The sequence below is a fragment of the Pseudomonas sp. AN-B15 genome (assembly GCF_019056475.1).
Lineage (GTDB): Bacteria > Pseudomonadota > Gammaproteobacteria > Pseudomonadales > Pseudomonadaceae > Aquipseudomonas > Aquipseudomonas parakoreensis.
The window spans coordinates 5,337,949-5,350,475 of the sequence record NZ_CP049737.1; the positions used below are offsets into that span (position 1 = coordinate 5,337,949).

Genomic DNA, 12,527 nt, shown 5'->3' on the forward strand with positions numbered 1-12,527 from the left:
GGCCTCTAGAGCGCAAGCCGTGGTAACGCACATGGCCCCGCACCGGAACGGGGCGGGGCCATGCAGGTCAACACAAATCAGTTGAACAAGCCGTAGAAGAATAGACGGATGCTATCCCACATGCGGCGGAAGATACCACCCTCCTCGACAGCGTCCAGAGCGATCAGGTCGGCGCTGTGCACCACCTTGTCGTCCAGTTTCACTTCGACTTTACCGATCACGTCGCCCTTGGCGATTGGCGCGGTCAGTTGCGGGTTCATGGTCATGCTGGCAGCGAGTTTTTTCAGCTGGCCTTTTGGCAGGGTCATGGTCAGGTCCTCAGCCAGGCCGGCCTTGACCTGGCTGGTGGTGCCTTTCCACACCGGGGCCTGAGCCAGCTCGGTGCCCTTCTGGTAGAAGGTCTGGGTTTCGAAGAAGCGGAAGCCGTAGGTCAGCAGCTTCTGGGTTTCAGCGGCGCGGGCCACTTCGCTGTTGGTGCCGAACACCACAGCAATCAGACGCTGGCCGTCACGTACAGCCGAGGACACCATGCAGTAGCCGGCTTCGTCGGTGTGACCGGTTTTCAGACCGTCAACGGTCTTGTCGCGCCACAGCAGCAGGTTGCGGTTAGGCTGCTTGATGCCGTTCCAGAAGAACTCTTTCTGCGAGTAGATCGCGTAGTGAGCCGGGTCTTCGTGGATGATCGCACGGGCCAGGATCGCCATGTCGTGAGCCGACGAGTAGTGCTCAGGGTTCGGCAGACCGGTCGGGTTCATGAAGTGCGAGTTGGTCATGCCCAGATCGGCGACCGTCTTGTTCATCAGGTCGGCGAACGCGTCTTCGCTGCCGGCGATGTGCTCGGACAGCGCCACGCTGGCGTCGTTGCCGGACTGAATGATGATGCCGTGCAGCAGGTCGCTGACGGTCACCTGCGAGCCGACCTTGATGAACATCCGCGAACCGCCGGTACGCCAGGCGTTTTCGCTGACGGTCACCGGGTCGTTTTCACCGATCTGGCCGCGACGGATTTCCAGCGTAGCGATGTACGCGGTCATCAGTTTGGTCAGGCTGGCTGGCGGCAGACGCTGGTCACCGTTGTTCTCCACCAGCACGTTGCCGCTGCTGGCGTCCATGAGCACGTAGGCTTTTGCAGCCAGTTGAGGTGGCGACGGCATCATCTCGGCCGCGAAGGCGGCTGGCGAGAGGAGCAGCGGGACTAGCAGACACAGGCGTTTGGCAAAGGTGGTGATGTTCATCCGTCTCTCGAAATCGCTAATGGAAACTTGCCCGAAGGCAAAACTATTCAGACAGCCTTCTAACGGGCCATCGCGTGTTCAGTTGCTCACTCCAGTCACCCTTGCCGGGCTTTTGTTCTTCGACGAGCCAACAACCTGGTCCACCCCCCAAAACCGCAAGTGAACCGTCAATCAAGTGCTACGTTTCTTACTCGGTGACCACGCTCGGCGAGCCGAGATTGGCCAGGCGCACACTGTTCTGCACCTGGGCGATCTCACCCGGCGAACCGATCGGCCCCAGGCGTACCCGGTGCAGGGTCTGCTGATTGCGCACGATCGAGCTGATGAACACCGGAGCGCTCACCATCCCGCTGAGCTTCGACCTCAGGAGTTCTGCAGCGTCCGGGTTGGCGAACGCGCCCACCTGCAGATACTGGCCAGACGCTGGTGCAGAAGCGTTTTTTTTTGCGCTGATCTGTACAGGGACAGTGTCAGAGGCATGTTGTTGCGGCGGCGGGGTCCACTGCTCGATGGTACCGGCCGACGCCGTGATCACCGGGGCGCTATTCTGCGCGACTTGCGGCTCGTTGAGCATCAGCGGCGCCGGACGGCCCTTGGCGGCCCACCATTGTTGCGGATCGATACCCTCGACCTTGACCCGCGCGGTGCCGATTTCGGCATAACCGAGCTTCTTCGCGGCCGCGTAGGACAAGTCGATGATCCGGTCCGAATAGAACGGCCCGCGATCATTGACCCGCAGGATCACGCTCCGGTTGTTGTCCAGGTTGGTCACACGCACGTAACTGGGCAGTGGCAGAGTCTTGTGGGCGGCACTCATGCCGTACAGGTCATACACTTCGCCGTTGGCGGTGTTCTGCCCGTGGAACTTGGTGCCGTACCAGGAAGCGGTGCCCGAGGCGACGTAGGTCTTGGATTCCTGCAACGGGAAATAGGTCTTGCCCAGCACGGTGTACGGGTTGGCCTTGTAAGGACCGGTGTGCAGGGTCGGCGTGGCGTCGGGGATGCGCGAAACATCGACATCCCACCACGGCGCGCCATCTTTGTGCGCGCGGTTGATGTCCAGCCCCGGCTGCGCACGCACCGCAGTGGACGGGGTCTTCTGGGTCGGCGCGCGGCTGGTCGAACAGCTGGCGACCAGCACCGCCAACGCGGCGAATGCCACCAGCTTCAGGGGTTTATTGATAGGCAATGCCCGCATTACTTGACGCCCCGTGCTTTTACCAGCTCTTCAGACAGTTGATGTACGGCCATGGCGTACATCACGCTGCGGTTATAACGCGTGATCGCGTAGAAATTCTTCAGGCCCATCCAGTATTCAGGGCCGTTGTCGCCTTCGAGGCGAAATGCAGTAACCGGCATATCATCGCGCAGCGCATCATGACTTGACCAGCCCAGCGCCCGCAACTCTCCAACCGTTTTCGTCGGCTCGATGCCGGTGGTCAGACCTTCGTCGACCTGTTCGCCGCGCACGTCGGCGCGGCTCACCACCGGTTCCCCGGCGACCCAGCCGTGACGCTTGAAATAGCTGGCCACGCTGCCGATCGCATCATCCGGATTGGTCCAGATATTGATGTGACCGTCACCGTCAAAATCCACCGCATAGGCGCGAAAGCTGCTCGGCATGAATTGCGGCAAGCCCATCGCCCCGGCGTACGAGCCCTTGAGGGTCAATGGATCGACCTGTTCCTCACGGGCCAGCAGCAGGAACTCACGCAATTCCTTGCGGAAAAATTCGGCACGGGGAGGATAGTCGAATCCGAGCGTGGACAATGCATCAATCACCCGGTAATTGCCGGTATTGCGTCCGAAAAAGGTCTCGACGCCGATGATCGACACGATGACTTGTGCCGGTACGCCGTATTCCTGCTCGGCACGGGCCAGTACGGCCTCGTGCTGGCGCCAGAAGTCCACACCACGGGCGATGCGCGCGTCGGTGATGAACATCGGGCGATATTCTTTCCACTGTTTGACCCGCTCGGCGGGCTTGGAGATGGCGTCGAGAATCGCCTGCTTGCGCTGGGCCTCGCGGAACACGGCCATCAGTTGCTCGCCGGCAAAACCGTAGTCGCGGGTCATTTCGCCGACGAATTCAGCCACCTGTGGCGAGCCTTCGTAATCGCCGGCCAGCACTTCCTGCGCGCTGCCAAGGATGCCGACCAGGCCGACCCACGGCGCGTAACGAGTCGCCCAGCTGCGCATGACTTGCATTGAACTCTTCACCTTATTCAAACCTGTGCGATCCACTTGCGATGCGTATGAATCGACATCAAAACCCCAAACGCTGACAGCAGTGTCACCAGCGAAGTTCCTCCGTAGCTAATGAAGGGCAACGGCACCCCCACCACCGGCAACAGGCCACTGACCATACCGATGTTGACGAAAACGTAAACAAAAAACGTCATGGTCAACGCACCGGCGAGCAATTTGCCGAACAGCGTCTGCGCCTGGGCGGTGATCACCAGGCCGCGACCGATCAGCAACAGATAGATCAGCAGCAGCGCGCAGATGCCGACCAGACCAAACTCTTCGCCGAGTACCGCGATGATGAAGTCGGTATGGCTCTCCGGCAGAAAGTCCAGGTGCGACTGGGTGCCCAGCAGCCAGCCCTTGCCGAACACGCCGCCGGAACCGATCGCGGCTTTCGACTGGATGATGTTCCAGCCAGTGCCCAGTGGATCACTTTCCGGATCGAGGAACGTGAGGATCCGCTGCTTCTGGTAGTCGTGCATGATGAAGAACCACATGGCGATCGCCACCGGCACGGCCGCAGCCAGCACGCTGAGGATCCAGCGCCAGCGCAGCCCGCCCATGAACAGCACGAACGCGCCGCCGGCCAGAATCAGCAGCGACGTCCCGAGGTCGGGTTGGCGCACGATCAGAATGAACGGCACACCGATCAGCATCAGGCTGATGCCGACGTGCTTGAGCTGCGGCGGCAGCGTGCGCTTGGACAGATACCAGGCAATCGTTGCCGGCATCAGGATCTTCATGAACTCCGAAGGCTGGAAGCGGATCACTCCGGGGATGTTGATCCAGCGCGTCGCACCCATGGCGTTGTGGCCCATGATGTCCACCACCATCAGCAGCACCACGCCGACCACATAACCGAGCGGCACCCAGCGGGCCATGAAACGCGGTTCGAACTGGGCGATGACGATCATCGACACCAGGCCGATGCCGAACGAAGTGGCTTGTTTGCCCAGCAGATCCCAGCTCTTGCCGCTCGCCGAATACAGCACGAACAGACTGCCCGCGGCGAGAATCAGCAGCAGGATCAACAGCGGGCCATCGATATGCAGACGTTGCAGCAGCGTCGCACGACGACGCATCACATCCTCACTGGAGAGCATGCGATCAAAATTATTCATCACGGGCCGTAGCCTCCGCACTGATAGGACCGGCGTATTCGGCCTTCAATCGACCCTCCTGATCCAGAAGCCAGGCATCCATGACCTGACGCACGACCGGCGCGGCGACACCGGAGCCGGACTCACCGTTCTCGACCATCACCGAAACAACGATTTTCGGGTTGTCGGCCGGAGCGAAACCGACGAACAAGGCGTGGTCGCGGTGGCGCTCCTGAACCTTGGACCGGTCGTATTTTTCACCTTGCTTGATCGCGACCACCTGAGCCGTACCGGACTTGCCGGCGATGCGGTATTGCGCACCGATTGCCGCCTTGCGCGCGGTCCCTCTGGCGCCGTGCATCACTTGCTGCATGCCGTGGTTGACCTTGGTCCAGTCCGACGGATCGCGCAGGACGATATCCGGCATCGGGTTTTCATCTACCGGTTTGGCACCTTCTATGGTCTTGGCCAGGTGCGGCCGGTTCCAGATGCCTTTGTTGGCCACCAGCGCCGTGGCCTGCGCCAGTTGCAAGGGTGTGGACTGCATGTAGCCCTGGCCGATCCCCAGAATCAGGGTCTCGCCCGGGAACCACGCCTGTTTGCGCGTCGCACGCTTCCACTCGCGGGACGGCATCAGGCCGGGAGATTCTTCGAACATGTCCAGCGAGACCTTCTGGCCGATGCCGAACTTGTTCATGTAAGCCGACAACCGATCAATGCCCAGCTTGTGCGCCAGGTCATAGAAGTAGGTGTCGTTGGAACGCATGATCGCCGTGTCGAGGTCGACGAAGCCGTCACCGGTGCGGTTCCAGTTGCGGTACTTGTGATCGTAGTTGGGCAGCATGTAGTAACCGGGGTCGAACACCCGGCTCGACGCCGTCACCACACCGGCATCGAGACCGGCAATCGCCACCGCCGGCTTGATCGTCGAACCCGGCGGGTACAGACCGCGCAGCACCCGGTTGAACAGCGGCCGGTCGATGGAATCGCGCAGCTCGGCATAGGCCTTGAAGCTGATGCCGGTGACGAACAGGTTCGGGTCGAAACTCGGCTGACTGACCATTGCCAAGACTTCACCGGTGTTCGGATCGAGCGCCACCACCGCGCCGCGCCGCCCGCCCAGTGCAGCTTCCGCCGCTTCCTGCAGTTTGATGTCCAGACTCAGGACGATGTCCTTGCCGGGAATCGGATCGGTCCGCTTGAGCACGCGCAGCACGCGGCCGCGGGCGTTGGTCTCGACTTCCTCGTAACCCACCTGCCCGTGCAGTTCCGGCTCGTAAAAACGCTCGATGCCGGTCTTGCCGATGTGATGGGTGCCGCTGTAGTTGACCGGGTCGAGGGTCTTCAGCTCTTTCTCGTTGATCCGCCCCATGTAACCCACCGAGTGCGCAAAATGCGCGCCCTGCGGGTAATGACGCACCAACTGCGCGACCACTTCCACCCCGGGCAGGCGGAACTGGTTCACCGCGATCCGGGCGATCTGCTCTTCGGTCAGCTCGAACAGAATCGGCACTGGCTCGAACGGCCGACGCCCCTGGCGCATGCGTTTTTCGAAGATTACCCGGTCCTCGGGCGTCAGTTGCAGCACTTCGACGATCACGTCGAGCACTTGCTGCCAGTCGCCGGAGCGCTCGCGGGTCATGCTCAGGCTGAAGCTCGGACGGTTGTCCGCCACCACCACGCCGTTGCGGTCGAAGATCAACCCGCGGGTCGGCGGAATCGGCTGCACGTGGACGCGGTTGTTTTCCGAGAGTGTCGAGTGGTACTCGTACTGGATCACCTGCAAGTAGTACAGCCGCGCAATCAGTACGCCGATCAACAGCATGACCGCAACAGCCCCGAACACGACGCGGCTACGCACCAGGCGGGCGTCCTTTTCGTGGTCCTTGATGCGGATCGGCTGAGACATGAGGGCAGGACTACTTGTGGTAAGGGTGACCGGACAGCACGGTCCAGGCACGGTACAGCTGTTCGCCGATCAGGATCCGCACCAGCGGGTGCGGCAAGGTCAGCGGCGACAACGACCAGCGCTGGTCGGCGCGAGCGCAGACTTCCGGCGCCAGCCCTTCGGGGCCACCGACCATGAAGTTGACCGTGCGCGAATCCAGCCGCCAACGGTCGAGTTCGACCGCCAGTTGCTCGGTGCTCCAGGGCTTGCCATGCACTTCCAGCGTGACGATCCGCTCGTTCGGCCCGACCTTGGCCAGCATGGCTTCGCCTTCCTGGCGGATGAAACGGGCCACGTCGGCGTTCTTGCCACGGGTATTGAGCGGAATTTCCACCAGTTCCAGCGCCAGCTCGGACGGAAGACGCTTGGCATACTCATGCCAGCCTTCTTCCACCCACTTGGGCATGCGTGAACCGACGGCGATCAGTCGCAGTCGCACAGCAATCCCTTACAGCTGGTCTTTGTTGAGCTTGGTGAAATGCTCGTGGGTGTTTTCCGGGCTGTGGTGCTTGGCGTCTGCCGCACGGCTTTGCTCGGCACCGGCCCACAGGCGCTCCAGGTCGTAGAACTGACGTGCCGAGGCAGTCATCATGTGCACGATCACCAGGTCCAGATCGAGCAGCACCCAGTCGCTGTCGCCCTTGCCTTCTTCGCCCAGCGGCCTGGCGCCTTGCTTTTTGACCTCTTCACGGACCTTGTCCAGCATCGCGTTGATCTGGCGATTGGAGGTACCGGTGGCGATGATCATGTAATCGGTGATGCTCTGCTTGTCGCGAACATCGATGATCTGGATGTCTTGTGCCTTGACGTCTTCCAGGGCTGCCACGGCAACCTTGACCAGCTCGTCGCCCTTGAGCGGCTCATTGGTGTTGGCGACTTCCGGCAGCGGCGCGCTCTTGAACGTGCCTTTGCGCTTAACTTTGCTTACATCTTTGTCGGTCATATAAAACTCGTTTTGCTCATGTATTCGGCGGCTTGGCGATACGTGGATTCGTATCAGTGAAGCACGCCTTGTTCAGTTCGACGCACGGTACAGACCGTGCGCATCGATGTAGGCCAGGACCGCGTCGGGCACCAGGAAACGTACCGACTTACCGCTGGCCAGCAGTTGACGGATCTGGGTGGCGGAAACCGCGAGCGGTGTCTGCCAGACGAATGCAATCTGTCCGCTCGGCCCTTTGACGGCCAGCGGGTCGCTCACCGAACGCGCTGCCAGCAGGTTGCGCAAGGCATCCGGCGGTTCGCTGTCGGCGTCCGGGCGCTGTAGCACCAGGATATGGCAATGCTGGAGCAACTCCTCCCAGCGGTGCCAAGTGGGCAGGCCGCAAAATGCGTCCCAGCCCAAAAGCAGAAAAACCTGGGTCTCGGCGGCCATTTCGGCACGCATCAACTCCAGGGTATCGATGGTCCAGGACGGTTTGTCCCGCTGCAATTCGCGGGCGTCCACCACCAGCGGCGGCACTCCGGCCACCGCGCACTCAACCATGGCCAGCCGATCCTGCGCCGACACCTGCGGCGTATCGCGATGCGGCGGCCGGGCGCTGGGCATCATGCGCAGCTCGTCGAGCCCGAGCGCTTCAGCGACTTCCAGCGCACCGCGCAAATGGCCGATGTGCACCGGATCGAACGTGCCGCCCAGCACGCCAATGCGTTGCGGGCGAGACTCGCTGCCGGTTTGCGGCGCTGTCAGGTCGAGGTCGGTCAAGTCAGACCGTCGCCTGGCCGCGCAGCTGGCCATCACCGACCACGATGTACTTCTCGCAGGTCAGCCCTTCGAGACCCACCGGGCCGCGGGCGTGCAGCTTATCAGTAGAAATGCCGATCTCGGCACCCAATCCGTATTCGAATCCATCGGCGAAGCAGGTCGGGGTGTTGATCATCACCGATGCCGAGTCGACTTCCGCGACGAAACGTCGGGTGTCGGCGAGGTTTTCGCTGACGATCGAGTCGGTGTGGTGCGAGCCGTAATGGTTGATGTGTTCAATGGCTTGATCCAGTCCGTCGACCACGCGAATCGACAGGATCGGCGCCAGATACTCGGTACTCCAGTCGTCCTCGCTGGCCGCATTCGCGTCAATGATCGCCCGGGTGCGCTCGCAGCCACGCAGCTCGACGCCTTTTTCGCGGAACTGGGCTGCCATCGACGGCAGGAAATCCTTGGCAACACTTTGATCGACGAGCAGGGTCTCCATCGCGCCACAGATGCCATAACGGTAAGTCTTGGCATTGAAGGCGATGCGCTGGGCTTTCGCCAGATCGGCGTGGGCACTGACATAAACGTGGCAGATGCCGTCCAGGTGCTTGATCACCGGCACGCGGGCGTCACGGCTGATGCGCTCGATCAGGCCACGGCCACCGCGCGGCACGATCACGTCGACGTACTCAGGCATGGTGATCATCGCGCCGACGGCGGCACGGTCGGTGGTTTCGACCACTTGCACCACGGCTGCCGGCAATTCGGCCTCGGCCAGACCGCGCTGGATGCACGCGGCAATCGCCCGGTTGGAATGAATCGCCTCGGAACCACCGCGCAGGATGGTCGCGTTACCGGACTTCAGGCACAGGCTGGCGGCATCGATGGTCACGTTGGGCCGGGATTCGTAGATGATCCCGATCACACCCAGCGGCACGCGCATCTTGCCGACTTGAATGCCGGACGGGCGGAAGCTCATGTCACGGATCGCACCGACCGGATCCGGCAGTGCTGCCACCTGGCGCAGGCCGACGATCATGCCATCGATGCGCGCGGGAGTCAGTTCCAGACGTTCCAGCAAGGCTGGCTCCAGACCATTGGCGCGACCAGCGGCCAGATCCTGTTCGTTGGCTGCGGCCAGCTCGGCGCGCGCAGCGTCCAGCGCATTGGCAGCAGCCTGCAAGGCGCGGTTTTTCTGCGCGGTGCTGGCACGGCCGATGACCCGGGAAGCTTCGCGGGCGGCGCGACCCAATCGGGTCATGTAGTCAAGAACGGACTCAGTCATGGTCTGCTGGGGTCTTGGCAAAGAGGAAAGCGGCAGATTATAGCTGTCGCGTCCCGGGACTAACAGCGGTGACGGGCGGATGGTCGAAATGGACTGCAATTTGCCGACGTTCAGCCGTAATTAAGCCGGGGATTGTTATCATCGCGACCTCCTTCGCCTGGATAACCACCGTTTGCCATGTCCAACCTGACCGTTCGCGCCACCGCCGAGCGCCTGCCACTGGGCCTTCCGGACACTTTTTTCGACCGTGACGCGCAAGTGCTGGCGCGCGATCTGCTCGGCAAAGTCATCCGCCACCGGGTCGGCGATCTGTGGCTCAGTGCCCGGATCATCGAAACCGAAGCCTATTACTGCGCGGAAAAAGGCAGTCATGCCTCCCTCGGCTACACGGAAAAGCGTAAGGCTTTGTTTCTGGATGGTGGACACATTTATATGTATTACGCCCGTGGCGGCGATTCACTGAACTTCAGCGCTCAGGGGCCGGGCAATGCGGTGTTGATCAAATCCGCCTACCCATGGGTCGATGAGGTCAGCGGGCCGGCGAGCCTGGCGCAGATGCTGTTGAACAATCCCGATGCCCAAGGCCGCCCGCGTCCTTCGCAAAAACTGTGCGCCGGCCAGACGTTGCTGTGCAAGGCGCTGGGCTTGAAGGTACCGATGTGGGACGCCAAGCGTTTCGACCATGAACTGCTGCTGGTGGAAGACACCGGCCCGACGCCGACGCAGATCATTCAGACCACACGCCTGGGCATTCCCCAGGGCCGCGACGAGCACCTGATGTACCGGTTCGTCGACGCCACGTATGCCCAGTGGTGCACGCGGAACCCGTTGCGCCGGGGTCAGGTCGAAGGTCGCGATTATTTCCTGCTGTAAACACGTAACCCTGCAGGAGCTGCCGCAGGCTGCGATCTTTTGATCTTTTAACAGCAAAGATCGCAGCCTGCGGCAGCTCCTACAGGGATCATCAATGGTTTGGAGTTTTTTGGTATGGGCCCATGGCTCGATAGCGTAACCGGATGGCTGGCGGCCAATCCGCAGTGGCTGGCCGCTGCGGTGTTTATCGTCGCATTCGTGGAGTGTCTGGCCATTGCCGGAATAATCGTGCCGGGCACCGTGCTGTTGTTTGCCGTCGCCGTACTGGCCGGCAGCGGTGCACTGTCGTTGAGTGAAACCCTGCTGCTGGGCTTTCTCGGCGGGATTCTGGGCGATGCGGTGTCGTATTACCTGGGCCGTCACTTCCACCAGAACATCCGCCGCCTGCCGGGCTTGCGCCACCATCCGGAATGGATGGCCGGGGCTGAAACCTACTTCCAGCGTTACGGCATCGCCAGTCTGCTGGTCGGGCGCTTCATCGGTCCGCTGCGACCGATGCTGCCTATGGTCGCCGGGATGTGCGACATGCCCTTCCCGCGCTTCGCCGCCGTCAGCCTGCTGGCGGCGGCCGGCTGGAGCGTCGCCTACCTGCTGCCGGGCTGGGCCACCGGCGCGGCGATCCGTTTGCCGCTGCCGGAAGGTTTCTGGCTGCAGGCCGGCATCGTCGCCGCCAGTATCGCAGTGATGGTCGGCCTGAGCGTCAACAGCAGCTTGCGCCAGCATCGTCGGGCGACGATCTGGATCAGCAGCATGAGCCTGTTGATTCTGATCGGCCTGTTTATTGGCTATCCGTATCTGCACGCCCTCGACCAGGGCGTGATGACCCTGGTGCAGGAACATCGCCAACCGATGCTGGACGAGATTGCGGTGACGTTCACCCTGATCGGTGAATTCCGCAACATGCTGATGTTCAGCGCCCTGCTCACCGGCCTGTTGCTGCTGTGCCGGCAATGGCGTCAGGCAATCTTTGCCGGCGGCACGCTGCTGTGTACCGCGCTACTGAACACCGTCACCAAACAGTTTTTCGCCCGGGTCCGCCCGGAGGTGCTGACCGATCCACTGACCAGCTACAGCATGCCCAGCGGCCATGCCTCGGGTTCGTTTGCATTGTTTCTGGTACTCGCAGTCCTCGCCGGTCGCGGCCAACCGCCGCGCATGCGCCTGACCTGGCTGCTGCTCGGCTGCATTCCGGCGCTGTCGATTGCGTTGTCACGAGTCTATCTGGGCGCGCACTGGCCGACAGATATTCTGGCGGGTGCGATGCTGGCGGCATGCGTGTGTGCGGCGGGCCTGTGGCTGAGTCAGCGCAAGGCGCCGCTCAACGCCATGCCGTTCAAGGTCTGGTGGCTGATTCTGCCGGCACTGCTGTTGCTGTTCAGCCTGTTTGTCTTCAGACATCTGCCGCAAACGATGCTGCGATACGCTTATTGAAAATCAAAAGATCGCAGCCTGCGGCAGCTCCTACATGAGATATCATTTCACTCCCACGCCATCGCGCGAATGTGAAACCAAAACCCTGTAGGAGCTGCCGCAGGCTGCGATCTTTTTCGCTCAGGCGAACAGCTCGCCCTGCAGCTCATCGAGCAGCGCCTGGATCGCATCCAGTCGCTGCTGCGGATCGTCGAGTTGCAGCAGGTCGATCTTGTCTTCTTCGGCGAACGGCAGCAGATACGCCAGTTGATTGGCCAGCGACTGCTGCCCCAGCGCTTCGGTGCCCATGTTCAGCGCCTCGACCATCGGGTGCTCGGCCAAGGCCTTGAGCAACGCCACCAGATCGGCGTCTTCGTCCTGCAGTGGTTGCTCCGGCTCATCGTCCAGCCATTCGACGTCGGCGAGGATCAACTGATCGCGCTGCACCTCTGTGCGCAACACCTGAAAACGCCGCCCGCCCTGCACCCGGATCCCGAGCAGACCGTTGTCCTGTTGCTGGAAATCGGTGATCCGCGCCTCGCAGCCGACCAGGGCAAAGCCTTCGGGCGCAACGCCGACTTCGTGGCCGTCGAGGATGCACACTACGCCGAAACCGCCACCCTGTTTCATGCAGCGGCCGATCATGTCCAGGTAGCGCGCCTCGAAGATCTGCAAGTCGAGGTTGCAGCCGGGAAACAGCACTGTGTTCAGCGGGAAAAGCGGCAGACTCATAGAC

At 61.9% G+C, this 12,527-nt stretch carries 12 protein-coding genes; 2 read left to right on the top strand and 10 right to left on the bottom strand.

The genetic code is table 11. The features are described 5' to 3' along the window. Nucleotides 1–77: 77 nt before the first annotated feature. The 9 genes from GTQ41_RS24165 to GTQ41_RS24205 form a co-directional block, all read right to left on the bottom strand. Nucleotides 78–1,235, bottom strand: coding sequence for a D-alanyl-D-alanine carboxypeptidase family protein (locus GTQ41_RS24165; protein ID WP_003228546.1), 1,158 nt, complete (start codon nt 1,233–1,235; stop codon nt 78–80). A gap of 187 nt (nt 1,236–1,422) precedes the next feature. Then, nucleotides 1,423–2,433: a septal ring lytic transglycosylase RlpA family protein gene (locus GTQ41_RS24170; protein WP_047296813.1), complete on the bottom strand. Its 1,011-nt coding sequence runs from the start codon at nt 2,431–2,433 to the stop codon at nt 1,423–1,425. After that, the gene (mltB, locus tag GTQ41_RS24175; RefSeq protein WP_047296814.1) at nt 2,433–3,443 is read right to left on the bottom strand and encodes a lytic murein transglycosylase B; all 1,011 of its coding nucleotides are present in this window, start codon (nt 3,441–3,443) and stop codon (nt 2,433–2,435) included. The genes GTQ41_RS24170 and mltB overlap by 1 nt, the downstream gene beginning before the upstream one ends. A 17-nt stretch (nt 3,444–3,460) precedes the next feature. After that, nucleotides 3,461–4,564 (bottom strand): rod shape-determining protein RodA, encoded by a 1,104-nt coding sequence (gene rodA, locus GTQ41_RS24180; RefSeq protein WP_047296919.1) that lies wholly within the window; start codon nt 4,562–4,564, stop codon nt 3,461–3,463. A gap of 31 nt (nt 4,565–4,595) precedes the next feature. Continuing rightward, nucleotides 4,596–6,491: a penicillin-binding protein 2 gene (gene mrdA / locus GTQ41_RS24185; protein WP_041064994.1), complete on the bottom strand. Its 1,896-nt coding sequence runs from the start codon at nt 6,489–6,491 to the stop codon at nt 4,596–4,598. Nucleotides 6,492–6,501: 10 nt separating this feature from the next. After that, on the bottom strand, nt 6,502–6,969 hold the full coding sequence (rlmH, locus tag GTQ41_RS24190; RefSeq protein WP_003185785.1) for a 23S rRNA (pseudouridine(1915)-N(3))-methyltransferase RlmH: 468 nt from the start codon (nt 6,967–6,969) through the stop codon (nt 6,502–6,504). A 9-nt stretch (nt 6,970–6,978) separates the two neighbouring features. Beyond that, entirely contained in the window at nt 6,979–7,473 is a 495-nt protein-coding gene (gene rsfS, locus GTQ41_RS24195) for a ribosome silencing factor (RefSeq protein ID WP_047296815.1), read from the bottom strand. 72 nt (nt 7,474–7,545) lie between these two features. Then, on the bottom strand, nt 7,546–8,235 hold the full coding sequence (nadD, locus tag GTQ41_RS24200) for a nicotinate-nucleotide adenylyltransferase (RefSeq protein WP_179294958.1): 690 nt from the start codon (nt 8,233–8,235) through the stop codon (nt 7,546–7,548). Nucleotide 8,236: 1 nt separating this feature from the next. Beyond that, nucleotides 8,237–9,508 carry a glutamate-5-semialdehyde dehydrogenase gene (locus GTQ41_RS24205; RefSeq protein ID WP_047296817.1) on the bottom strand — a complete coding sequence of 424 codons (1,272 nt, stop codon included), beginning with the start codon at nt 9,506–9,508 and terminating at the stop codon, nt 8,237–8,239. Nucleotides 9,509–9,685: 177 nt separating this feature from the next. On the opposite strand from GTQ41_RS24205, the gene GTQ41_RS24210 reads away from it, so the two are divergent. Both GTQ41_RS24210 and GTQ41_RS24215 read left to right on the top strand, forming a co-directional pair. Then, complete coding sequence (locus GTQ41_RS24210) at nt 9,686–10,381, top strand: DNA-3-methyladenine glycosylase (RefSeq protein WP_047296819.1); 696 nt, start codon at nt 9,686–9,688, stop codon at nt 10,379–10,381. A 114-nt stretch (nt 10,382–10,495) separates the two neighbouring features. Further along, the gene (locus GTQ41_RS24215; RefSeq protein ID WP_047296820.1) at nt 10,496–11,812 is read left to right on the top strand and encodes a bifunctional DedA family/phosphatase PAP2 family protein; all 1,317 of its coding nucleotides are present in this window, start codon (nt 10,496–10,498) and stop codon (nt 11,810–11,812) included. Nucleotides 11,813–11,932: 120 nt separating this feature from the next. Here GTQ41_RS24215 and GTQ41_RS24220 read toward each other — a convergent pair whose 3' ends face one another. Continuing rightward, on the bottom strand, nt 11,933–12,523 hold the full coding sequence (locus tag GTQ41_RS24220) for an LON peptidase substrate-binding domain-containing protein (RefSeq protein ID WP_007960613.1): 591 nt from the start codon (nt 12,521–12,523) through the stop codon (nt 11,933–11,935). Nucleotides 12,524–12,527 lie beyond the last annotated feature (4 nt).

Coding starts and splice junctions, on each gene's coding strand:
- GTQ41_RS24220 (WP_007960613.1), bottom strand. CDS start 12,523: ATGAGTCTGCCGCTTTTCCCGCTGAACACAGTGCTGTTTCCCGGCTGC.
- rodA (WP_047296919.1), bottom strand. CDS start 4,564: ATGCGTCGTCGTGCGACGCTGCTGCAACGTCTGCATATCGATGGCCCG.
- GTQ41_RS24210 (WP_047296819.1), top strand. CDS start 9,686: ATGTCCAACCTGACCGTTCGCGCCACCGCCGAGCGCCTGCCACTGGGC.
- rsfS (WP_047296815.1), bottom strand. CDS start 7,473: ATGACCGACAAAGATGTAAGCAAAGTTAAGCGCAAAGGCACGTTCAAG.
- mrdA (WP_041064994.1), bottom strand. CDS start 6,491: ATGTCTCAGCCGATCCGCATCAAGGACCACGAAAAGGACGCCCGCCTG.
- GTQ41_RS24165 (WP_003228546.1), bottom strand. CDS start 1,235: ATGAACATCACCACCTTTGCCAAACGCCTGTGTCTGCTAGTCCCGCTG.
- mltB (WP_047296814.1), bottom strand. CDS start 3,443: ATGCAAGTCATGCGCAGCTGGGCGACTCGTTACGCGCCGTGGGTCGGC.
- GTQ41_RS24215 (WP_047296820.1), top strand. CDS start 10,496: ATGGGCCCATGGCTCGATAGCGTAACCGGATGGCTGGCGGCCAATCCG.
- GTQ41_RS24170 (WP_047296813.1), bottom strand. CDS start 2,433: ATGCGGGCATTGCCTATCAATAAACCCCTGAAGCTGGTGGCATTCGCC.
- GTQ41_RS24205 (WP_047296817.1), bottom strand. CDS start 9,508: ATGACTGAGTCCGTTCTTGACTACATGACCCGATTGGGTCGCGCCGCC.